This is a genomic window from Burkholderia sp. KJ006, assembly GCF_000262695.1.
In the GTDB taxonomy this organism is placed as follows: Bacteria; Pseudomonadota; Gammaproteobacteria; order Burkholderiales; family Burkholderiaceae; genus Burkholderia; species Burkholderia vietnamiensis.
In genome coordinates this window covers 263,190-284,181 of record NC_017921.1, presented here as the reverse complement: position 1 = coordinate 284,181, position 20,992 = coordinate 263,190, and the positions used below count along the sequence as shown (strand labels likewise).

Sequence of the window (20,992 nt, the reverse complement as noted above, 5' to 3'; positions counted from 1 at the left end):
AATTATACAAACTAACTAGTTGGTACAAATTAGCGAAAACCCGCAAAGACTTTGCGCTTGCGCAAGCGCACACTAGCGCCGAATCTTGACGTCAGAGGCGGGACCCGATCAGCGGCCCGCCCGTTCCTGGAGCAAAACCGACATGAGCAAGCACAAGGTGCTGGTGCTGAACGGCCCGAACCTGAATCTGCTGGGCACCCGCGAGCCCCATATCTATGGCGCGGAAACCCTGGCCGACGTCGAGCAGCGGTGCCGCACCGCGGCCGACCGGCTCGGGCTGGAACTCGAGTTCCGTCAGTCCAACGCCGAACATCAGCTGATCGACTGGCTGCACGCCGCGCGTCACGACACGCACGGCATCGTCATCAACCCGGCGGGTTACACGCACACGTCGGTCGCGCTGGCCGATGCGCTGTCGGCGATCGCGAAGCCGGTGATCGAGGTACATATTTCCAACGTGCATCGCCGCGAGGCGTTCCGTCACCATTCGTACGTGTCGGCCGTCGCCGAAGCGGTGATCTGCGGCTGTGGCACCGAAGGCTACCTGTTCGCGCTGCAACGCCTGGCGACCCTTTTTGCGCAGGGAGCCGCCCGATGAGCCGCCCGTCGTTTCTGATCGGTCTGATCGGCCAGGGCATCGGCGGTTCGCTGTCGCCCGCGATGCACGAGGAAGAAGGCTTCCGCCAGGGATACGGCTATGTATACAGGCGCATCGATCTCGACGCGCTCGGCGTGAATGCCGACGCGCTGCCGCAACTGCTCGATGCCGCGCAGCAGATGGGCTACAACGGGCTGAACATCACGCACCCGTGCAAGCAGCGCGTGATCGAGCATCTGGATGCGTTGTCGGACGACGCGCGCGCCCTCGGCGCGGTGAACACCGTGCTGTTCAAGGACGGCAAGCGGATCGGCCACAACACCGACTGGTCGGGCTTTGCGCGATCGTTCCGGCGCGGGCTGCCGGACGCGTCGCTCGCACGCGTCGTGCAGCTGGGCGCGGGCGGTGCGGGTGCGGCCGTCGCGCATGCGGCGCTGCAGATGGGCGCCGCCGAACTGACGATCTTCGACGTCGACGGCGCGCGTGCCATCGCGCTCGCGGGCGAGCTGCAGCAGCGCTTCCCGGCCGCGCGGGTCGCGGCCGGCGACGATCTCGCGGCCGCGATGCGCGCCGCGACGGGCCTGATCCACGCGACGCCCACCGGGATGGCCAAGCATCCGGGCCTGCCGCTGCCGGCCGAACTGCTCCACGCGGGCATGTGGGTGGCAGACATCGTCTATTTCCCGCTCGAAACCGAGCTGATCCGCGCGGCGCGGGCGGCCGGCTGCGCGACGCTGCCGGGCGGCGGGATGGCCGTGTACCAGGCCGTCGACGCGTTCGAGCTGTTCACCGGCCGCACGCCCGACGACGAGCGGATGTTCGAGCACTTTCAGTCGCTCGTCGCGCGCTGACCCTTCGACTTAGCAGCACGAAAAAAGAAACCAGGAGACAACCATGCAGCACAGCACCCACACGAGCGCGTCGTCCGCGCAGGCGGCCGGTACGGTCCGGCGGACGTCGGCGCGCTACAAGATCCTCGCGCTGCTCGCGATCGGCACGATGATCAACTATCTCGACCGCACCGTGCTCGGGGTCGCCGCGCCGCAGTTGACGAAGGAGCTCGGCATCAACGCGGCCGTCATGGGCATCATGTTCTCCGCGTTCTCGTGGACCTACGTCGCGATGCAGGTGCCGGGCGGTCTATTTCTCGACCGCTTCGGCAGCAAGATCACCTATTACTGGTCGATGACGCTGTGGTCGTTCTGCACGCTGCTGCAGGGCTTCGTGCCGGGCGTCGCGACGCTGCTCGCGTGCCGGCTCGGCCTCGGCGTGACCGAAGCGCCGTGTTTTCCGACCAATAGCCGCGTCGTCGCGACGTGGTTCCCGCAGAGCGAGCGCGCAATGGCGACCGGCACCTATACGGTCGGCGAATACATCGGCCTCGCGTTCTTCAGCCCCGTGCTGTTCGCGCTGATGGGCGCGTTCGGCTGGCGCTCGCTGTTCTGGGTGGTCGGCGCGGTCGGGATCGTGTTCGGGCTGGTCTGGTGGAAGCTCTATCACGAGCCGCGCAACCATCCGGGCGCGAATTCCGAGGAACTCTCGTACATCGAGGCGGGCGGCGGCCTCGTGCACGGCGTCCGCAAGGACGGCGGCAAGCCGGCGCAGACGCGGTTCAGCTGGGCGATGGCCGGCCGGCTGCTGAAGAAGCGCCAGCTCGCGGGCATCTGCCTCGGCCAGTTCGCCGGCAACTCGACGCTCGTGTTCTTCCTCACCTGGTTCCCGACCTATCTGGCGACCGAACGCCACATGGGCTGGCTGAAGATCGGTTTCTTCGCGGTGATGCCGTTCATCGCGGCGTCGGTCGGCGTGATGTTCGGCGGCATCTTCTCCGACTGGCTGCTGCGCCGCGGCAAGTCGGCGAACCTCGCGCGCAAGCTGCCGATCATCGCCGGCCTGCTGCTCGCCTCGACGATCATTCTCGCGAACTACGTGAAGAGCAACGAAGCGGTGATCGCGATCATGTCGGTGGCGTTCTTCGCGCAGGGCATGGCGGCGCTCGGCTGGACGCTCGTGTCCGACATCGCGCCGGACGGCCTGCTCGGCGTGACGGGCGGCATCTTCAACTTCGCGGCGAATCTGGCCGGGATCGTCACGCCGTTGGTGGTCGGCTTCATCGTCGCATCGACCGGTTCGTTCGTCGGCGCGCTGGTGTTCATCGGCGTGATCGCGCTGATCGGCGCGCTGTCGTACATCTTCGTCGTCGGCGACATCAAGCGGATCGAACTGTAAGCATCGGCTCCACGCACCCACGGTGCATTCGCCCGGCGGTCCCTTCGGCCGCCGGGTTTTTTATTTGGCGCGCCATCGGTGCGCCCGCGCTACGCGCGCTGCATCGCGATGCCGAGCGACTCGACGGCGCGCGCGATCGCCGCGACCGCCCGGCGCATGTCGCCGGCGTCGATCGCGCCGATGCAGCCGACGCGAAACGTGTCCACCTGCGTCAGCTTGCCCGGATACAACACGAAGCCCGTGTCGCGCACCGCGTCGTAGAAGCGGCCGAAATCGTAGGCGGGATGGTCGGGCGCATGAAACGTGACGATCACGGGTGCCTGCACGCTCGGATCGAGAAACGGCCGGAAGCCGAGCGCGCGCATCGCTTCGACCAGCGTGCGGCAGTTGTCCGCATAGCGCGCGCCGCGGGCCGGCTGGCCGCCTTCGGCCAGATACTGATCGAGCGCGGCGCGCAGCGCGGCGACGACGTGGGTCGGCGGCGTGAAGCGCCACTGGCCCGTCTGGTGCAGGTAGCGGTACTGGTCGTGCAGATCGAGCGCGAGCGACCGCGCATTGCCCGCGCATGCGTCGAGCGCGTCGCGCCGCACGATCGCGAAGCCCATCCCCGGCACGCCTTCCAGGCATTTGCCGCTCGCCGAGATCAACGCGTCGATCCCGCTGTCGGCCAGCGCGATCGGCAGCGCGCCGAACGAACTCATCGCATCGACGATCAGCCGCTTGCCGTGCCGCCGGCACAGATGCGCGATCGCGTCGAGCGGATTCAGGATGCCGGCGCTCGTTTCCAGATGCACCAGCGCGACATGCGTGATGCGCGGCTCGCGCGCGAACGCCGCTTCGACCGCCGCCGCGTCGACGGTCGCATCCTCGCCGAACGGCAGCGCGATCGCGTCGATGCCGAGCCGGCCGAGGATCGTCAGGATGCGCGCGCAATACGCGCCGTTGTGCGGCACCAGCACGACGCCGTCGCGCGGCACCAGCGTGCCGAGCGCGGCTTCGACCGCGAACGTGCCGCTGCCTTGCAGCGGCACGCACGCGTACGCGTCACCGCCGCCCGCGATCGCCACCAAGTCCGCGCAGACGCCGGCAGTCAGCCGATTGAAGGCGGCGTCCCACGAGCCCCAGTCGTGTTGCATCGCGTGGCGTGTCGTGGCGGACGTGGTGAGCGGGCCGGGCGTGAGCAGGATCGGATCGGACATGGTGGGTTCTCGGCAAGGATCGGACGAAATGCCTGGATGGCAGGTCCGGGCGAATTGCAGGATATTGGCAAAATATGTCATTTTGTGGAATTCAGGGCGGTCGTCACGGGGTTGTCATCGAACGCTGTGATGCTTCGCTTGCCGCGCCATCCCACGCAGCGCGGCAGCGACGCAGGCCGGCTGTCGGGCGGCGTCGACTAAAAGGAGCCGGATCGTCCCCGGCCGTTTGGTGTTCCGCCTACGGAGAAGTGAGATGACACTGCAGAATTCCTCGCGCGCCGCTGCCGGCGCGTTCCGCAAGCTCGCACTGGCCGCGTGCGCGGCCGGGCTGCTGCAAGGCGCGGCGCTGCCCGCGCATGCGGCGAACGCGGTCGTGCTGTACACGGCGGACGGTCTCGAGAACCTCTATCGCGACGTACTGCCGGCGTTCGAGAAGAAGGAAGGCGTGCGGGTCAACATCGTGACGGCGGGCAGCGGCGAGGTCGTCAACCGCGCGAACATCGAGAAGAACTCGCCGAAGGCGGACGTGATCGTCACGTTGCCGCCGTTCATCCAGCAGGCCGGCCAGATGGGCCTGCTGCAGCCGTACCAGAGCGTCAACTACAAGAACGTGCCGGCGATCGCGAAGGCGGAGGACGGCACGTGGGCGACGTTCGTGAACAACTACTTCTCGTTCGCGATCAACCCGGACGTCGTGAAGAACCAGCCGAAGACGTTCGCCGATCTGCTGTCGCCGAGCTATGCCGGCAAGGTCGCGTACTCGAACCCGGCGACCGCCGGCGACGGGATGGCCGTGCTGATCCTGACGACGTCGCTGATGGGCGAGGACAAGGCGTTCGACTATCTCGCGAAGCTGTCGCAGAGCGTGAAGTTCCACACCAAGGGCACGGGCTATCTGAACGTGCTGCTGTCGCGCAACGAGATCAGCGTCGCGAACGGCGACCTGCAGATGGACCTCGACGATGCCGAGCACGGCGCGCTGTCGGTCAAGCCGATCTTCCTGGCCGCCAAGGAAGGCGACCAGCCGACCACGTTCCAGCTGCCGTACGGCATCGGCCTGATCAAGAGCGGCCCGAACCAGGACGCGGGCAAGAAGCTGATCGATTACCTGATGTCGACCGACGTGCAAGCGAAGGTGCCGGACATGTACGGCATCCCCGGCCGTACCGACGTGCCGCTGGCCGGCAAGAACGGCGACGCGGTCAGGAAGGCGATCGCGGGCGTCAAGCTGATCCCGGTCGACTGGAACCAGGTGATGGCGAAGAAGCCGGTGTGGATCGAGCGCTGGAAGAAGGACGTGATCGGCAGCTCCGGCAAGCCGGTCGACGTCGTCAAGCCGAAGTGATGCACGCACGCCGCCCGTATTCGTGACCGAGAGGATGAACCCGGTGGACACCACCCTGACCCATCCCGGCGCGTTCGGCGCCGCCGAGCCGCGTGCGACGCTGCGCGCCGGCGCGCCGGGCGGCGTGCTGATCGAGCATCTGAGCGTGCGCTACGGCGCGCGCACGGTGCTGGAAGATCTGTCGCTGTCGATCGGCGCCGGAGAATTCCTGACCGTGCTGGGCAAGAGCGGCTGCGGCAAGACCACGCTGCTGCGCTTCATCGCCGGGTTCGTGAAGGCCGACGGGCTGACCGGCACGCTGAGCGTCGCCGGGCGCGACCTGACCCATGCGCCGCCGCACAAGCGCAATCTCGGTCTGTTGTTCCAGAATTACGCGCTGTTCCCGCATCTGTCGGTGTTCGAGAACGTCGCATTCGGGCTGCGCGCGCGCCGCATGGCGTCGTCGGAGGTGACGCGCCGCGTCGCCGACGCGCTCAAGCTCGTGCAACTCGGCGACGCCGGGCATCACCTGCCCGCGCAGCTGTCTGGCGGGATGCAGCAGCGCGTCGCGCTCGCCCGCGCGCTCGTGATCGAGCCCGACGTGCTGCTGCTCGACGAGCCGCTGTCGGCGCTCGACGCGAACCTGCGGGCCTCGGTGCGCAGCGAGCTCAAGGCGCTGCACGAGCGCTTGCCGAACCTGACGGTCGTCTGCGTGACGCACGACCGCGACGACGCGCTCGTGCTGTCCGACCGTGCGCTGCTGCTGCGCGACGGCCGGATCGCGCAGCTCGGCACGCCGCAGCAGTTGTACGACGCACCGCGCGACGGCTATGTCGCGCGCTATCTCGGGCCGGCCAACCTGTTGCCGCCGCACGTGATCTTCCCGCTCGGCGACCCGCGCCACGACGTGCGCGACAAGGTCGCATGCGTGCGCCCCGAGCGGCTGACCGTGATGCCGCTCGCGGCGGGCGGATTGCACGGCACGGTGTCGTCGGTCGAATGGCAGGGCGCGGAGCTGTCGATCGCGGTCGTGCTCGACGCGGCGCCCGACGAACCCGTGCGCGTGACGATGCAGCGCGGCCGCGGCGCGGCCCCGGCGCGTGGCGCGCGCGTGTCCCTGCATTGCGAGGCAGACGATGTCGTCCTTATCGAGCCCTGAAGCCGCGCTGCCGCCGCAGGTGCGCGCGTCGGCCGCCGCGCATGCGGCCGTTGCGCGGCGCCGCAAGCGCCTGGGCGACCTGCACCTCGTCGCGCTCGCGACCGTCGTGCTCGGCCCGCTCGTCGTCTATCCGCTGGCGCGCCTCGTGCTGCTGAGCGTCTCCGGCGATCACGGCCCGAGCCTTGCCGCGTATCGCGCCTTCTTCGGCAATCCCGAGATGCGCAACGTGCTGCTGACGACCGTCGGCGTGCTGTTCGCGAGCGCCGGCGCCGCGTCGGTGCTCGGCGTGCTGCTGGCCGCGCTGTTGTTTTTCAGGCCGTTCCCGGGCGCGTCGCTCGTCACGCGCTTCCTCGAACTGTACGTCGCGTTCCCGTCGTTCCTCGTCGCGTTCACGCTGATCTTCCTGTACGGCTCGCAAGGCTCGATCGGCGTCGCGTTGCAGCAGCTGTTCCATCTCGAGCAACCGCCGCTCGATTTTCTGTTCGGCATCGGCGGCGTGATCCTTGCGCAGACCGTGTTCTACACGCCGTTCGTCGTGCGGCCGACGCTCGCGTCGTTTGCGACGCTCGACCTGCGGCTCGTCGAAGCCGCGCGCAGCCTCGGCGCGTCCGGCGCGATGCTCGCGCGCCGCGTCGTGCTGCCGATCGCATGGCCGGGCATCGCGGCCGGCACCGTGCTGTGCTTCCTGCTCACGCTGAACGAGTTCGGGATTCTGCTCGTGCTCGGCAGCGCGCGCCTGGTGACGCTGCCGGTCGCCATCTACAGCAGCGCGACCGTCGATCTCGATTTGCCGACCGCGTCGGCCGGCGCGGTCGTGATGCTCGCGCTGTCGCTCGCGCTCTATGCGGTTTATCGCCGGGTGAACCGGCGTGCGACGGGAGGAAACGATGTCCGCTGAATTCCGTATCGGGCAAGCGGTGCCGCGCCGTCGGGCCGACTGGAGCGACACGCTGCTCAAGCATGCATCGCGCGCGGCGCTCGCGCTGGCCGCGTTCGCGTGCTTCTGGCTGTTCGTGCTGCCGGTCGTCGTCGTCGCGCTGTCGAGCGTGGCGACGCGGTGGTCGGGCACGATCCTGCCGGCCGGCTACAGCCTGCGCTGGTTCGAACGGCTCGGCGCGCCGGAATACGACGCGTTGCTGACGAGCCTCGAAATCGGCTTCGGCGTGGCCGCACTCGGCACGATCGTCGGCCTATGGCTCGCGCTCGCGCTCGAAGGGCGCGACCGACGCGGCGTCGGCGCCATCGTCGATGCGCTCGTGATGGTGCCGAACGGCGTGCCGAGCGTCGTGCTCGGGCTCGCGGTGCTGATCGCGTATCACCAGAAGCCGCTCGACCTGTCGAGCTCCGCCGCGATCGTCGTGCTGGTGCAGCTCGCGCTGATCCTGCCGTTCTGCTATCGCTGCGCGGCGGCCGCGCTGCGCCCCGAGTTGACCGTGCTGCGCGAAGCCGCGGCGAGCCTCGGCGCGCCGCCCGCGATGGTGCTGCGCCGCGTGCTGCTGCCGCAGCTCGTGCCGGCGCTGCGCGCGAGTCTCGCGCTCGGCTTTGCGCTGTCGCTCGGCGAGCTCGGCGCGACGCTGACCGTCTATCCGCCCGGTTTCGCGACCGTGCCGATCGTCGTGATCGGCCAGGTCGAGCGCGGTTATTACCTTCCCGCATCGGCGCTGTCGCTGCTGATGCTCGGCGCGTCGCTCGCGGCGCTGCTGCTGATCGCCGCGCGCGTGCCGCGCGGCACGAGGGCTGCATCATGAACGCCGCATTCTCCTTGCGACTGCCCGGTGAGCACGTGCGTGCCGGCAACCTTTCGGCCGATCTCGCGGCGCGCTGCGTCGACGTGAACGGCCGGCGCTATCGGCTGCCGGTCGAGCCGACGGTCGTCGTCTGCGTCGACGGCTGCGAGTACGACTATCTCGAGCGCGCGGTGGCGGCCGGCGTCGCGCCGTTCCTCGGCCGCATGATCGCGGAGGGCACCGCGTGGCGCGCCGACAGCGTCGTGCCGACCTTCACGAACCCGAACAACCTGTCGATCGTTTGCGGCGTGCCGCCGTCGGTGCACGGCATCTGCGGCAACTACTTCTGGGACGCGACCGCCGACGGCGGCCGCGGCGCCGAAGTGATGATGAACGATCCGTCCTACCTGCGCGCCGGCACGCTGCTCGCGGCGGCGTCCGACGCCGGCGCGCGCGTGGCCGTGGTCACCGCGAAGGACAAGCTGCGCCGGCTGCTCGGCTGGCGGATGAACGGCATCTGCTTTTCCGCCGAGAAGGCCGCCCAGGCCAATCTCGCGGAAAACGGGATCGTCGACGTGCTCGACTGGGTCGGCCTGCCGTCACCCGACGTATACAGCGCGGCGCTGTCCGAATTCGTGTTCGCGGCCGGCGTGCGGCTGGCGCAGACGCGGCAGGTCGATCTGATGTACCTGTCGACCACCGACTACGTGCAGCACAAGTGCGAGCCCGGCAGCGCGGGCGCGAACGCGTTCTACGCGATGATGGACCGCTATCTCGCGCAACTCGACGCGCTCGGCTGGGCGATCGGGCTCACGGCCGACCACGGGATGAACGCGAAGCACGATCCGGCCACCGGCCGTCCGAACGTGGTCTATCTGCAGGACGCGTTCGACCGCTGGTTCGGCGCGCAGTCCGCGCGCGTGATCCTGCCGATCACCGACCCGTACGTCGTGCATCACGGCGCGCTCGGCTCGTTCGCGACGGTCTACCTCGCGCCGGGTGTCGACCGGACCGACGCGATGTGGCGCATCGGCGACCTCGACGGCATCGAGCTCGTGCTCGACAACGCGGAAGCCGCCGCGCGCTTCGAGCTGCCGGCCGACCGGATCGGCGATCTCGTGGTGGTCGCGCGCCGCGACACGGCCGTCGGCACGCGCGAGCGCGAGCACGACCTGTCCGGCCTGACCGTGCCGCTGCGCTCGCATGGCGGCGTGTCCGAGCAGGAAGTGCCGCTGATCTTCAACCGCCGGATCGAGCCGCGCGACCCGGCGCGCCGTCCGCGCAACTTCGACGTCTTCGATTTCGTGCTGAACCGGATCGCGTCATGATCGTTCATCCGCGCCAGGATCATCCGGCGTTCCGCGCCGAGGCGCTGCGCTGGTGCGGCACGCGCGCCTCGCGCGCCCGCGTGTTCGACATCGACGATCCGTACACCGGCACGCGCGTCGGGACCGCGCCGCTGGCGAGCGTCGACGACGTGCGCGCCGCGTTCGACTACGCGATCGCGTATCGGCCCGCGCTCACGCGCTACGAGCGCTCGCAGATCCTCGAACGTGCGGCGGCGCTGCTGCGCGCGCGCTGCGAGGAGGCGTCCGACCTCATCACGCTCGAGTCCGGGTTGTCGAAGCAGGACTCCCGCTACGAGATCGGCCGCGTCGCCGACGTGCTGAAGTTCGCGTCCGCCGAGGCGCTGCGCGACGACGCGCAGAGCTTCTCGTGCGATCTGACGCCGCACGGCAAGGCGCGTCGCGTGTTCTCGCAGCGGCAGCCGCTCGACGGCGTGATCGTCGCGATCACGCCGTTCAATCACCCGATGAACCAGGTCGCGCACAAGATCGCGCCGGCGATCGCCACCAACAACCGCGTGATCGTGAAGCCGTCGGAGAAGGTGCCGCTGTCGGCGTTCTATCTGGCCGATCTGCTTTACGAAGCCGGCTTGCCGGAGCCGATGCTGCAGGTGCTGACCGGCGACCCGCGCGAAATCGCCGATGAGCTCGTCACGCATCCGCACGCAGCGCTGATCACGTTCACGGGCGGCGTGTCGATCGGCAAGGCGATCGCGGCCCGGGCCGGCTACCGGCGCATCGTGCTGGAGCTGGGCGGCAACGATCCGCTGATCGTGCTCGACGATGCGGATCTCGAGCGCGCCGCATCGCTGGCCGTGGTGGGTTCGTACCGTAACTCCGGGCAGCGCTGCACGGCGGTCAAGCGGATCCTGGTGCAGCGCTCGATCGCGCCGGCGTTCACCGAGCTGCTCGTCGAAAAGACGCGCGCGTGGAAGTACGGCGATCCGTTCGACGTCGCGAACGAGATGGGAACGGTGATCGACGCCGCGGCGGCGCGCCTGTTCGAGGCGCGTGTCGAAGAAGCCGTCGCGCACGGCGCGCGGCTGTTGACGGGCAACGTTCGGCGCGGTGCGCTGTATGCACCGACCGTGCTCGACGACGTCGATCCGTCGATGACGATCGTGCGTGAGGAGACGTTCGGTCCCGTGTCGCCGGTGATCGCGTTCGACACGATCGACGACGCGATCCGCATCAGCAACGGCACGGCGTTCGGGTTGTCGTCGGGCGTGTGTACGGACAGCACGGCGGCGGTCGTGCGGTTCGTGAACGAACTGAAGGTGGGCACGGTGAACGTGTGGGAGGTGCCCGGCTACCGGATCGAGCTGTCGCCGTTCGGCGGCATCAAGGATTCGGGGCTCGGCTACAAGGAAGGCGTTCAGGAGGCGATGAAGAGCTTCACGAACCTGAAGACGTTCTCGCTGCCGTGGGAGTAGGCGGATGGCACTGACCGTGGACGAGATCGACGGGCTGTATCGCGCGCACGGTCATGTCGCGTACAGCGGCGAACCGGTGACGCAGCTGGAGCATGCGCTGCAGTGCGGCTTGCTGGCGGAGGAAGCCGGCGCGGACGACGCGCTGATCGCGGCGGCGTTCCTCCACGACCTCGGGCATCTGCTGAACCGCCAGGGCGACACGCCGAGCGCACGCGGCATCGACGATCTGCACCAGTATTACGTGCTGCCGTTCCTGCGGCCGCTGTTCGGCGACGCGGTGCTGGAGCCGATCCGGCTGCACGTCGACGCAAAGCGCTGCCTGTGCCGTACGGAAGCGGGCTACGTCGACGGCCTGTCGGCGGATTCGGTGCGCAGCCTCGCGCTGCAGGGCGGCATCTTCGATGACGACGATGCGGCGGCATTCCTGCGGCGCCCGTTCGCCGCGGATGCGCTGCGCCTGCGCCGCTGGGACGACAGGGCCAAGGAGCAGGGCAAGGTCACGCCGGGCCTTGATCACTATATGGAAATCGTGGCCCGCCAGGCGCGGACGGGCTGACTGCTCGACTGTTTGTATATAAAGCCCCGCACGCGGTAGCGTGCGGGGCTTTATATATTTCACGAAACCCCTTGCGCGATTGCCGTGAGCTGCATAGAATCACGCCTCTTTCGCGCTACCGGAAACGCGGCGCGGAAGAAGAAGGGAAGCGGTGCGGTTGGGTGGATGTGGTGACCCAGGTGCACACGAAGCTGAACCCCTCACCGTCACAACGAAGCAGTTCAAAAAGTTGTTGACGAGTGAAGAAAGACGGTTCATAATCTCGCTTCTCTGCTGCTGAAAACGCAGCGCTGCTGAGAAACGCGAAGTTCCTCGCAGAAATGCTCTTTAAAAATTAACAGCCGATAAGTGTGGGCGCTTGATGGAAGCGAGCTGATCTTCGGATCAGAAAGCGAAAGTATCAAGAGTCTCACACTAAAGTAAGTCAGGTTTATGAAGAGATTCATATACCTGTCAGCTTTGAGTGAGCGACCGGTTCTTAACGGAACCGAAAACAGTAACAGGTTTAAACTGAAGAGTTTGATCCTGGCTCAGATTGAACGCTGGCGGCATGCCTTACACATGCAAGTCGAACGGCAGCACGGGTGCTTGCACCTGGTGGCGAGTGGCGAACGGGTGAGTAATACATCGGAACATGTCCTGTAGTGGGGGATAGCCCGGCGAAAGCCGGATTAATACCGCATACGATCTATGGATGAAAGCGGGGGACCTTCGGGCCTCGCGCTATAGGGTTGGCCGATGGCTGATTAGCTAGTTGGTGGGGTAAAGGCCTACCAAGGCGACGATCAGTAGCTGGTCTGAGAGGACGACCAGCCACACTGGGACTGAGACACGGCCCAGACTCCTACGGGAGGCAGCAGTGGGGAATTTTGGACAATGGGCGAAAGCCTGATCCAGCAATGCCGCGTGTGTGAAGAAGGCCTTCGGGTTGTAAAGCACTTTTGTCCGGAAAGAAATCCTTGGCTCTAATACAGTCGGGGGATGACGGTACCGGAAGAATAAGCACCGGCTAACTACGTGCCAGCAGCCGCGGTAATACGTAGGGTGCAAGCGTTAATCGGAATTACTGGGCGTAAAGCGTGCGCAGGCGGTTTGCTAAGACCGATGTGAAATCCCCGGGCTCAACCTGGGAACTGCATTGGTGACTGGCAGGCTAGAGTATGGCAGAGGGGGGTAGAATTCCACGTGTAGCAGTGAAATGCGTAGAGATGTGGAGGAATACCGATGGCGAAGGCAGCCCCCTGGGCCAATACTGACGCTCATGCACGAAAGCGTGGGGAGCAAACAGGATTAGATACCCTGGTAGTCCACGCCCTAAACGATGTCAACTAGTTGTTGGGGATTCATTTCCTTAGTAACGTAGCTAACGCGTGAAGTTGACCGCCTGGGGAGTACGGTCGCAAGATTAAAACTCAAAGGAATTGACGGGGACCCGCACAAGCGGTGGATGATGTGGATTAATTCGATGCAACGCGAAAAACCTTACCTACCCTTGACATGGTCGGAATCCTGAAGAGATTCGGGAGTGCTCGAAAGAGAACCGGCGCACAGGTGCTGCATGGCTGTCGTCAGCTCGTGTCGTGAGATGTTGGGTTAAGTCCCGCAACGAGCGCAACCCTTGTCCTTAGTTGCTACGCAAGAGCACTCTAAGGAGACTGCCGGTGACAAACCGGAGGAAGGTGGGGATGACGTCAAGTCCTCATGGCCCTTATGGGTAGGGCTTCACACGTCATACAATGGTCGGAACAGAGGGTTGCCAACCCGCGAGGGGGAGCTAATCCCAGAAAACCGATCGTAGTCCGGATTGCACTCTGCAACTCGAGTGCATGAAGCTGGAATCGCTAGTAATCGCGGATCAGCATGCCGCGGTGAATACGTTCCCGGGTCTTGTACACACCGCCCGTCACACCATGGGAGTGGGTTTTACCAGAAGTGGCTAGTCTAACCGCAAGGAGGACGGTCACCACGGTAGGATTCATGACTGGGGTGAAGTCGTAACAAGGTAGCCGTATCGGAAGGTGCGGCTGGATCACCTCCTTTCCAGAGCTTCTCGCAAAGTTGAGCGCTCACGCTTATCGGCTGTAAATTTAAAGACAGACTCAGGGGTCTGTAGCTCAGTCGGTTAGAGCACCGTCTTGATAAGGCGGGGGTCGTTGGTTCGAATCCAACCAGACCCACCATTTGTCTGGCGGTAACACCCTGAGGCATCTGTACTCATGGGGGCATAGCTCAGCTGGGAGAGCACCTGCTTTGCAAGCAGGGGGTCGTCGGTTCGATCCCGTCTGCCTCCACCAATCCTCAATGACAAGCGTTCGACGCGTCGAGCTTTTGTCATTGGCGATTGAGCCAGTCAGAGTGATATGAGTAACACCATATCGGCTGTCGTTCTTTAACAATCTGGAAGAAGTAAGTAATTTGGATAGTAGAAGCGTCTTGAGATGGACGTGAAAACTATCCGGGTTGTGATTGTATCGATGTATCTCAAGATGATTCGAACTTCATGTTCGGCTCAATTGGAATACGGCACAACGCGAGAACTCAACCTGTAGCGACTGTCGATGAGACAGACTCGTTATAGGGTCAAGCGAACAAGTGCATGTGGTGGATGCCTTGGCGATCACAGGCGATGAAGGACGCGGTAGCCTGCGAAAAGCTACGGGGAGCTGGCAAACGAGCTTTGATCCGTAGATATCCGAATGGGGAAACCCGGCCCTTTTGGGTCATCCTGGACTGAATACATAGGTCCAGAGAAGCGAACGCGGTGAACTGAAACATCTAAGTAACCGCAGGAAAAGAAATCAACCGAGATTCCCAAAGTAGTGGCGAGCGAAATGGGATGAGCCTTGCACTCTTTATTTGTATTGTTAGCCGAACGCTCTGGAAAGTGCGGCCATAGCAGGTGATAGCCCTGTAGGCGAAAACAGTATGAAAGAACTAGGTGTGCGACAAGTAGGGCGGGACACGTGAAATCCTGTCTGAAGATGGGGGGACCATCCTCCAAGGCTAAATACTCGTGATCGACCGATAGTGAACCAGTACCGTGAGGGAAAGGCGAAAAGAACCCCGGGAGGGGAGTGAAATAGATCCTGAAACCGCATGCATACAAACAGTCGGAGCCTCGCAAGGGGTGACGGCGTACCTTTTGTATAATGGGTCAGCGACTTACGTTCAGTAGCAAGCTTAACCGTATAGGGCAGGCGTAGCGAAAGCGAGTCCGAATAGGGCGTTCAGTTGCTGGGCGTAGACCCGAAACCAGGTGATCTATCCATGGCCAGGATGAAGGTGCGGTAACACGTACTGGAGGTCCGAACCCACTAACGTTGAAAAGTTAGGGGATGAGCTGTGGATAGGGGTGAAAGGCTAAACAAACCTGGAAATAGCTGGTTCTCTCCGAAAACTATTTAGGTAGTGCCTCGTGTCTCACCTTCGGGGGTAGAGCACTGTCATGGTTGGGGGGTCTATTGCAGATTACCCCGCCATAGCAAACTCCGAATACCGAAGAGTGCAATCACGGGAGACAGACATCGGGTGCTAACGTCCGGTGTCAAGAGGGAAACAACCCAGACCGCCAGCTAAGGTCCCCAAATATAGCTAAGTGGGAAACGAAGTGGGAAGGCTAAAACAGTCAGGAGGTTGGCTTAGAAGCAGCCACCCTTTAAAGAAAGCGTAATAGCTCACTGATCGAGTCGTCCTGCGCGGAAGATGTAACGGGGCTAAGCTATATACCGAAGCTGCGGATGCGAGCTTTGCTCGCATGGTAGGAGAGCGTTCCGTAAGCCTGCGAAGGTGCCTTGTAAAGGGTGCTGGAGGTATCGGAAGTGCGAATGCTGACATGAGTAGCGATAAAGGGGGTGAAAGGCCCCCTCGCCGTAAGCCCAAGGTTTCCTACGCAACGTTCATCGGCGTAGGGTGAGTCGGCCCCTAAGGCGAGGCAGAAATGCGTAGCTGATGGGAAGCAGGTCAATATTCCTGCACCATTGTTAGATGCGATGGGGGGACGGATCGCGGAAGGTTGTCCGGGTGTTGGAAGTCCCGGTCGCTGCATTGGAGAAGGCACTTAGGCAAATCCGGGTGCGTAATTCAAGGGTGTGGCGCGAGCTCCTTCGGGAGCGAAGCAATTGGAAGTGGTTCCAAGAAAAGCCTCTAAGCTTCAGTCTAACGATGACCGTACCGCAAACCGACACAGGTGGGCGAGATGAGTATTCTAAGGCGCTTGAGAGAACTCGGGAGAAGGAACTCGGCAAATTGGTACCGTAACTTCGGGATAAGGTACGCCCTTGTAGCTTGACTGGCCTGCGCCAGGAGGGTGAAGGGGTTGCAATAAACTGGTGGCTGCGACTGTTTAATAAAAACACAGCACTCTGCAAACACGAAAGTGGACGTATAGGGTGTGACGCCTGCCCGGTGCCGGAAGATTAAATGATGGGGTGCAAGCTCTTGATTGAAGTCCCGGTAAACGGCGGCCGTAACTATAACGGTCCTAAGGTAGCGAAATTCCTTGTCGGGTAAGTTCCGACCTGCACGAATGGCGTAACGATGGCCACACTGTCTCCTCCCGAGACTCAGCGAAGTTGAAGTGTTTGTGATGATGCAATCTACCCGCGGCTAGACGGAAAGACCCCATGAACCTTTACTGTAGCTTTGCATTGGACTTTGAACCGATCTGTGTAGGATAGGTGGGAGGCTATGAAACCGGAACGCTAGTTTCGGTGGAGCCGTCCTTGAAATACCACCCTGGTTTGTTTGAGGTTCTAACCTTGGCCCGTGATCCGGGTCGGGGACAGTGCATGGTAGGCAGTTTGACTGGGGCGGTCTCCTCCCAAAGCGTAACGGAGGAGTACGAAGGTACGCTAGGTACGGTCGGAAATCGTGCTGATAGTGCAATGGCATAAGCGTGCTTAACTGCGAGACCGACAAGTCGAGCAGGTGCGAAAGCAGGTCATAGTGATCCGGTGGTTCTGTATGGAAGGGCCATCGCTCAACGGATAAAAGGTACTCTGGGGATAACAGGCTGATACCGCCCAAGAGTTCATATCGACGGCGGTGTTTGGCACCTCGATGTCGGCTCATCTCATCCTGGGGCTGTAGCCGGTCCCAAGGGTATGGCTGTTCGCCATTTAAAGAGGTACGTGAGCTGGGTTTAAAACGTCGTGAGACAGTTTGGTCCCTATCTGCCGTGGGCGTTGGATATTTGAAGGGGGCTGCTCCTAGTACGAGAGGACCGGAGTGGACGAACCTCTGGTGTACCGGTTGTCACGCCAGTGGCATCGCCGGGTAGCTATGTTCGGAAGAGATAACCGCTGAAAGCATCTAAGCGGGAAACTCGCCTTAAGATGAGATATCCCTGGGGACTAGATCCCCTTGAAGGGTCGTTCGAGACCAGGACGTTGATAGGTCAGGTGTGTAAGCGCAGTAATGCGTTCAGCTAACTGATACTAATTGCCCGTAAGGCTTGATCCTATAACAAGTCTGCCTTGTAGATCGGCGCCGTGCGAAAGCACTGGCCGCGATCCGGAGCGACATGTTGGATTCTCGTGTGTGATACACACAACCTAAATTACTGCTTCTTCCAAGATTGGTTCTGTTGGCCACGCCAGCAGAACAACCCTCTTTGCCTGATGACCATAGCGAGTCGGTCCCACCCCTTCCCATCCCGAACAGGACCGTGAAACGACTCTACGCCGATGATAGTGCGGATTCCCGTGTGAAAGTAGGTAATCGTCAGGCTCCCCTAAGCCAGAAACCCCCGCCCGAAAGGCGGGGGTTTTTGCATTGGCGCGGCAGAAAGAGCACTCGGCCAGTTGCATCGGCTCGAGTCGGCAGGATCGAACGAACCCGGTCGGTTTGCGATAGCTCGGTGATGTGCCCAGGACCGACTCGCTAGAAGCCACGCTGCTCACCAGGTTCACGACGAGTCGGCTCATATCCCCTGATCGTCACGCTGCCGCGGAACTGCTCATCGCCGGAACGCGCGATGCATCAAGCTGGCGATATCTGCGATGCATGTCCGGCGGCCACGCGCCAACGATCTCCTACTGGGCGCCACAGCCGCGTGTAGGCGAACCTGCCGCTGAACGCCGTGCCATCGAAATCACCGGCAAGCACGACCGTTGTCGCGGTGACGATGCCGCGTACAGGATTCCGCGCGTCCCCGGCGTCGCGATATAACGGGTGATAGCGTCGACGTAGAAGACGATGCTGCGTGTTGAGCGGAAATGGCCGCTAGATGCTCAATCACGTCGCCGACGTAAGTGCGATTCGCCGGTCTTGCGGGGCTTCACCTAGTGGCCGGTATATCCCAATATCCCAATAAAAATCTATGCGCATAAAGTCCCCGAGCGCCAGATGTCATCGGCGAGCTTCCCGCCATTCACGGTAATATCGCCGTTCGTCCGACTGCCGGCAATTCGTCTGCCTGCCACTGCTCGGTGTTCCTACAACTCATTCCCGCACATTGATTCATGACCGACCGCGCCGCCGCTTCATGTCGTCGGACGACCGACTTCCTGCCTTATCTCGTCGCCGCGACGTTTTTCATGGAGTACCTCGATACGACGGTGATCGCCACCGCGCTGCCGCAGATGGCACAGTCGTTTGGCGTCGGGCCGAATGCGCTGAGTGTCGGGATGACGGCCTACATGCTGGCGCTCGCCGTGTTCATCCCGATTAGCGGCTGGATCGCGGATCGCTATGGTTCGCGTACCGTCTTCGCCACCGCGATCTTCGTCTTTTCCGGCGCATCGGTGCTGTGCGGGCTCTCCGATGGCGTGCTCACGTTCACGGCCGCGCGTCTGCTCCAGGGTGTCGGTGGGGCAATGATGGTGCCGGTCGGGCGAATGATCGTCGTGCGCAGCACGGAGAAAGCCAAACTGATGCGTGCGATCGCGACGATCACGTGGCCGGGCATCGTCGCGCCAGTCGTCGGGCCGCCGGTCGGCGGCTTCATCACCACCTACGCGTCGTGGCGCTGGATCTTCCTGTTGAACGTTCCGTTTGGCATAGCCGCGCTGGTTTGCACTTGGCTTATCGTCCGCAACACGCGTGCCGATGAGCGGCGGCCGCTCGACTGGGTCGGCTTCGTGCTGGCCGGCGCGGCGCTGACTTGTCTGTTGATCGGCACCGAAGCGGCGGGCCAGCAGGACGTCGATTTCACGCGCGCAGGTATCCTGGTCGCCGCGAGTGTGTTGTTCGGCATTGCCGCATGGTTGCATGCGCAACGATGCGCGCATCCGCTGCTCGATTTCACGACGCTGAAGGTGCCGACGTTCTCGGTCACCGTCATCACCGGATCGATCACGCGGATAGCGATCAACGCCGTGCCGTATCTGCTGCCGCTGTTGTTCCAGATCGGCTTCGGGCTGTCGCCATTCCAGTCCGGCCTGCTGTTGCTCGCCAGCGCGATCGGCAATCTCGGGATGAAGGCAGGCACGTCGTGGATACTCGATCGCTTCGGTTTCCGGCGCATCGCGCTCGTCGACGTGACGATCGTCGGCCTGTTCACGATCGCGTGCGGCTGGCTGACAGCGTCGACGCCGTTGGCCGTCACCTTGTTGGTCGTGTTCGTCTACGGGCTCACGCGATCGATGCAGTTCACGACGCTCGCGACACTCGCGTACGCGGATATTCCGGCGCGGCAAACCAGTGCGGCCAGCACGCTGTGGAGCGCCGCGCAGCAGATGACGATCGGAATGGGCATCGCATTCGGCGCGTTGTCGCTGCGGGTCGCGGCGTTGGCGCGTGGCGACGCCGCCAGAGTGCATTATGTGCTCGACGATTTTCGCTGGGCGTTCATTGCGGCCGGCGTGCTCGCTCTGCTGACGTTGCCCGGCTATGCGGGACTCGCCGCCGATGCCGGCGATCGGCTTCGCGCAAATGTGGCGCGCGGGTAGAGCGTCGTTCTGATCGCGGCGGTCGCGCGAAGGCCGGCGGTCAGCGATTCGTCGCCACTGCGGACTGAGTCGAGACGCCGCCCCAGCAATGAGCAGCGGACCGCGCGTATGGAGCAGCCAGTCGTCGGTTGCAGTTTACGGCGCGCGAACTCTAAATCGCGTGGCGTTGCCCGCTTATAACTTCACGCCGTCCGGGCTGCTGCCGGCGACAGGCAACCGGCGAGTGGCAACCGGCAACCCGCAACGGGCACTCGGCACTCGGCACTCGGCACTCGGCAAGCGGCAAGCGGCAAGCGGCAACGGGCAACGGGCAACCGGCAACCCGCAACCCGCAACCCGCAACCCGCAACCCGCAACCCGCAACCCGCAACGGGCACTCGGCGACCGGCGACCGGCAACCGGCAACTTCCAATCGGTAATCGGCAATTGGCCACCGCCAACCGCCAACCGCCCGCCCACGCTCCCCCAACGTGCCGAGTCCCGTCTCCACCTCATCCGCACCACCAACACCCTCACAACGCATCATGAAAGATGATGCCGACCGTATGGCGGTGACCGCTGCGAATCCTGCTCACCCCGTGGCGCAAGTTCACGCGGTAGATGCCGCGTGTTCCCTGCACGGGCCTGCCATGCACCGCGAAGACCACCGCGTCGCCTTGCATCAGCGGCACCACTTCCGCACGCGACTGCATACGCGGCCGCTGCTCCGTCAGCACGAATTCGCCGCCGGTGAAATCCCGCCCGGGCGCTGACAGCAGAATCGCCACCTGTAGCGGAAAAACGTGCTCGCCGTAGAGATCCTGATGGAGACAGTTGTAGTCGTCCGCGCCGTATTGCAGGATCAACGGCGTGGGTCGCGTCTGTCCGGCGTCGTGGCAGCGGTCGAGAAACGCCGCATGGTCGAGCGGATAGCGCACGTCGATCCGCAGCGCGTCATTCCAGCGATTGGCAATCGGCGCGAGATGCGGGTAGATCGTTGCGCGCAGCGCGTCGACGACTGCGGGCAGCGGATACGCGAAGTACTTGTACTCGCCGCGCCCGAAGCCGTGACGTGCCATCACGACACGCGAACGATAGAGCGCATCGTGCGGATAAAGCGCGCGCAGCGCATCGCATTCGCCGCGCGACAGCAGGCTCGACACGTGCGCGCAGCCGTAGCGATCGAGTTCGGCCTCGACGGTCGACCAGTCGATTGCGTCGACGCGCGCCGCGATGTCCTGCAAGTCGGCGGCAGGTTGCAGATCGGCGATATTCACGGACAACTCCCGGTTCGTTCGCGACGTCGCATCGCGCGTACCCGCGGCGTGCTTCGCAGGGATGCAGCACACGCGGGGCGTCGCGATGCATGTCGATGAACCGAGTCTAGCGACCGGCGCGCGCCGCTGCACTCCGGATGTTGCGCTTCAATTCGCGAAGCGACGGCGAGCCGCGCGACGACGGCACGCCGATTGCGGCGACGTGCCCGAGCGCAGCGACAAAGAAGAATGAAGCCACTGCCGAACCCGCCGCTCTCGCACCCGCCGCGGCAACCG

Annotated in this window: 13 protein-coding genes, 2 tRNA genes and 3 rRNA genes; 16 read left to right on the top strand and 2 right to left on the bottom strand. The window is 63.8% G+C overall.

The window, feature by feature from the left end; genetic code table 11:
* Positions 1-142 precede the first annotated feature (142 nt).
* The 3 genes from aroQ to MYA_RS15405 are packed head-to-tail and all read left to right on the top strand — an operon-like array spanning position 143 to position 2,827.
* Positions 143-598 (top strand): type II 3-dehydroquinate dehydratase, encoded by a 456-nt coding sequence (gene aroQ, locus MYA_RS15415; protein ID WP_011880900.1) that lies wholly within the window; start codon positions 143-145, stop codon positions 596-598.
* Entirely contained in the window at positions 595-1,449 is an 855-nt protein-coding gene (locus MYA_RS15410; protein WP_014724070.1) for a shikimate dehydrogenase, read from the top strand. Before aroQ ends, MYA_RS15410 begins: the two co-directional genes overlap by 4 nt.
* A gap of 43 nt (positions 1,450-1,492) precedes the next feature.
* Positions 1,493-2,827, top strand: a complete 1,335-nt coding sequence (locus MYA_RS15405) for an MFS transporter (protein ID WP_011880898.1) — start codon at positions 1,493-1,495, stop codon at positions 2,825-2,827.
* Positions 2,828-2,916: 89 nt separating this feature from the next.
* Here the strand turns inward: MYA_RS15405 and MYA_RS15400 are convergent, their stop codons facing one another.
* Positions 2,917-4,026, bottom strand: coding sequence for a 2-aminoethylphosphonate--pyruvate transaminase (locus MYA_RS15400; protein ID WP_014724069.1), 1,110 nt, complete (start codon positions 4,024-4,026; stop codon positions 2,917-2,919).
* Positions 4,027-4,279: 253 nt separating this feature from the next.
* Between MYA_RS15400 and phnS the strand changes: the two genes are divergently transcribed.
* The 13 genes from phnS to MYA_RS15335 all read left to right on the top strand — a co-directional run bounded on the left by phnS (position 4,280) and on the right by MYA_RS15335 (position 19,460).
* Entirely contained in the window at positions 4,280-5,371 is a 1,092-nt protein-coding gene (phnS, locus tag MYA_RS15395) for a 2-aminoethylphosphonate ABC transporter substrate-binding protein (RefSeq protein ID WP_011880896.1), read from the top strand.
* A gap of 34 nt (positions 5,372-5,405) precedes the next feature.
* Positions 5,406-6,509, top strand: coding sequence for a 2-aminoethylphosphonate ABC transport system ATP-binding subunit PhnT (gene phnT, locus MYA_RS15390; protein WP_011880895.1), 1,104 nt, complete (start codon positions 5,406-5,408; stop codon positions 6,507-6,509).
* Complete coding sequence (gene phnU, locus MYA_RS15385) at positions 6,487-7,407, top strand: 2-aminoethylphosphonate ABC transporter permease subunit (protein ID WP_011880894.1); 921 nt, start codon at positions 6,487-6,489, stop codon at positions 7,405-7,407. The genes phnT and phnU overlap by 23 nt, the downstream gene beginning before the upstream one ends.
* On the top strand, positions 7,397-8,257 hold the full coding sequence (phnV, locus tag MYA_RS15380; RefSeq protein WP_014724067.1) for a 2-aminoethylphosphonate ABC transport system, membrane component PhnV: 861 nt from the start codon (positions 7,397-7,399) through the stop codon (positions 8,255-8,257). Before phnU ends, phnV begins: the two co-directional genes overlap by 11 nt.
* Complete coding sequence (gene phnA, locus MYA_RS15375; RefSeq protein WP_011880892.1) at positions 8,254-9,564, top strand: phosphonoacetate hydrolase; 1,311 nt, start codon at positions 8,254-8,256, stop codon at positions 9,562-9,564. The genes phnV and phnA overlap by 4 nt, the downstream gene beginning before the upstream one ends.
* Positions 9,561-11,015 carry a phosphonoacetaldehyde dehydrogenase gene (gene phnY / locus MYA_RS15370; RefSeq protein ID WP_014724066.1) on the top strand — a complete coding sequence of 485 codons (1,455 nt, stop codon included), beginning with the start codon at positions 9,561-9,563 and terminating at the stop codon, positions 11,013-11,015. The genes phnA and phnY overlap by 4 nt, the downstream gene beginning before the upstream one ends.
* A 4-nt stretch (positions 11,016-11,019) precedes the next feature.
* On the top strand, positions 11,020-11,571 hold the full coding sequence (locus tag MYA_RS15365) for a phosphonate degradation HD-domain oxygenase (RefSeq protein ID WP_041494005.1): 552 nt from the start codon (positions 11,020-11,022) through the stop codon (positions 11,569-11,571).
* 507 nt (positions 11,572-12,078) lie between these two features.
* Positions 12,079-13,611, top strand: a 16S ribosomal RNA gene (locus MYA_RS15360).
* A 63-nt stretch (positions 13,612-13,674) separates the two neighbouring features.
* Positions 13,675-13,751, top strand: a tRNA-Ile gene (locus MYA_RS15355).
* A 38-nt stretch (positions 13,752-13,789) separates the two neighbouring features.
* Positions 13,790-13,865, top strand: a tRNA-Ala gene (locus MYA_RS15350).
* A gap of 284 nt (positions 13,866-14,149) precedes the next feature.
* Positions 14,150-17,031: ribosomal RNA gene (locus tag MYA_RS15345) — 23S ribosomal RNA — on the top strand.
* Positions 17,032-17,185: 154 nt separating this feature from the next.
* A 5S ribosomal RNA gene (gene rrf / locus MYA_RS15340) occupies positions 17,186-17,298 on the top strand.
* The 16S, 23S and 5S rRNA genes sit together here with 2 tRNA genes alongside, the layout of an rRNA operon.
* Before the next feature lie 734 nt (positions 17,299-18,032).
* The gene (locus MYA_RS15335; protein WP_014724064.1) at positions 18,033-19,460 is read left to right on the top strand and encodes a DHA2 family efflux MFS transporter permease subunit; all 1,428 of its coding nucleotides are present in this window, start codon (positions 18,033-18,035) and stop codon (positions 19,458-19,460) included.
* A gap of 512 nt (positions 19,461-19,972) precedes the next feature.
* On the opposite strand, the gene MYA_RS15330 is transcribed toward MYA_RS15335, so the two are convergent.
* Positions 19,973-20,716 (bottom strand): 2OG-Fe(II) oxygenase, encoded by a 744-nt coding sequence (locus MYA_RS15330; RefSeq protein WP_014724063.1) that lies wholly within the window; start codon positions 20,714-20,716, stop codon positions 19,973-19,975.
* Positions 20,717-20,992: the final 276 nt, after the last annotated feature.

Coding starts and splice junctions, on each gene's coding strand:
- aroQ (WP_011880900.1), top strand. CDS start 143: ATGAGCAAGCACAAGGTGCTGGTGCTGAACGGCCCGAACCTGAATCTG.
- MYA_RS15410 (WP_014724070.1), top strand. CDS start 595: ATGAGCCGCCCGTCGTTTCTGATCGGTCTGATCGGCCAGGGCATCGGC.
- MYA_RS15405 (WP_011880898.1), top strand. CDS start 1,493: ATGCAGCACAGCACCCACACGAGCGCGTCGTCCGCGCAGGCGGCCGGT.
- MYA_RS15400 (WP_014724069.1), bottom strand. CDS start 4,026: ATGTCCGATCCGATCCTGCTCACGCCCGGCCCGCTCACCACGTCCGCC.
- phnS (WP_011880896.1), top strand. CDS start 4,280: ATGACACTGCAGAATTCCTCGCGCGCCGCTGCCGGCGCGTTCCGCAAG.
- phnT (WP_011880895.1), top strand. CDS start 5,406: ATGAACCCGGTGGACACCACCCTGACCCATCCCGGCGCGTTCGGCGCC.
- phnU (WP_011880894.1), top strand. CDS start 6,487: ATGTCGTCCTTATCGAGCCCTGAAGCCGCGCTGCCGCCGCAGGTGCGC.
- phnV (WP_014724067.1), top strand. CDS start 7,397: ATGTCCGCTGAATTCCGTATCGGGCAAGCGGTGCCGCGCCGTCGGGCC.
- phnA (WP_011880892.1), top strand. CDS start 8,254: ATGAACGCCGCATTCTCCTTGCGACTGCCCGGTGAGCACGTGCGTGCC.
- phnY (WP_014724066.1), top strand. CDS start 9,561: ATGATCGTTCATCCGCGCCAGGATCATCCGGCGTTCCGCGCCGAGGCG.
- MYA_RS15365 (WP_041494005.1), top strand. CDS start 11,020: ATGGCACTGACCGTGGACGAGATCGACGGGCTGTATCGCGCGCACGGT.
- MYA_RS15335 (WP_014724064.1), top strand. CDS start 18,033: ATGACCGACCGCGCCGCCGCTTCATGTCGTCGGACGACCGACTTCCTG.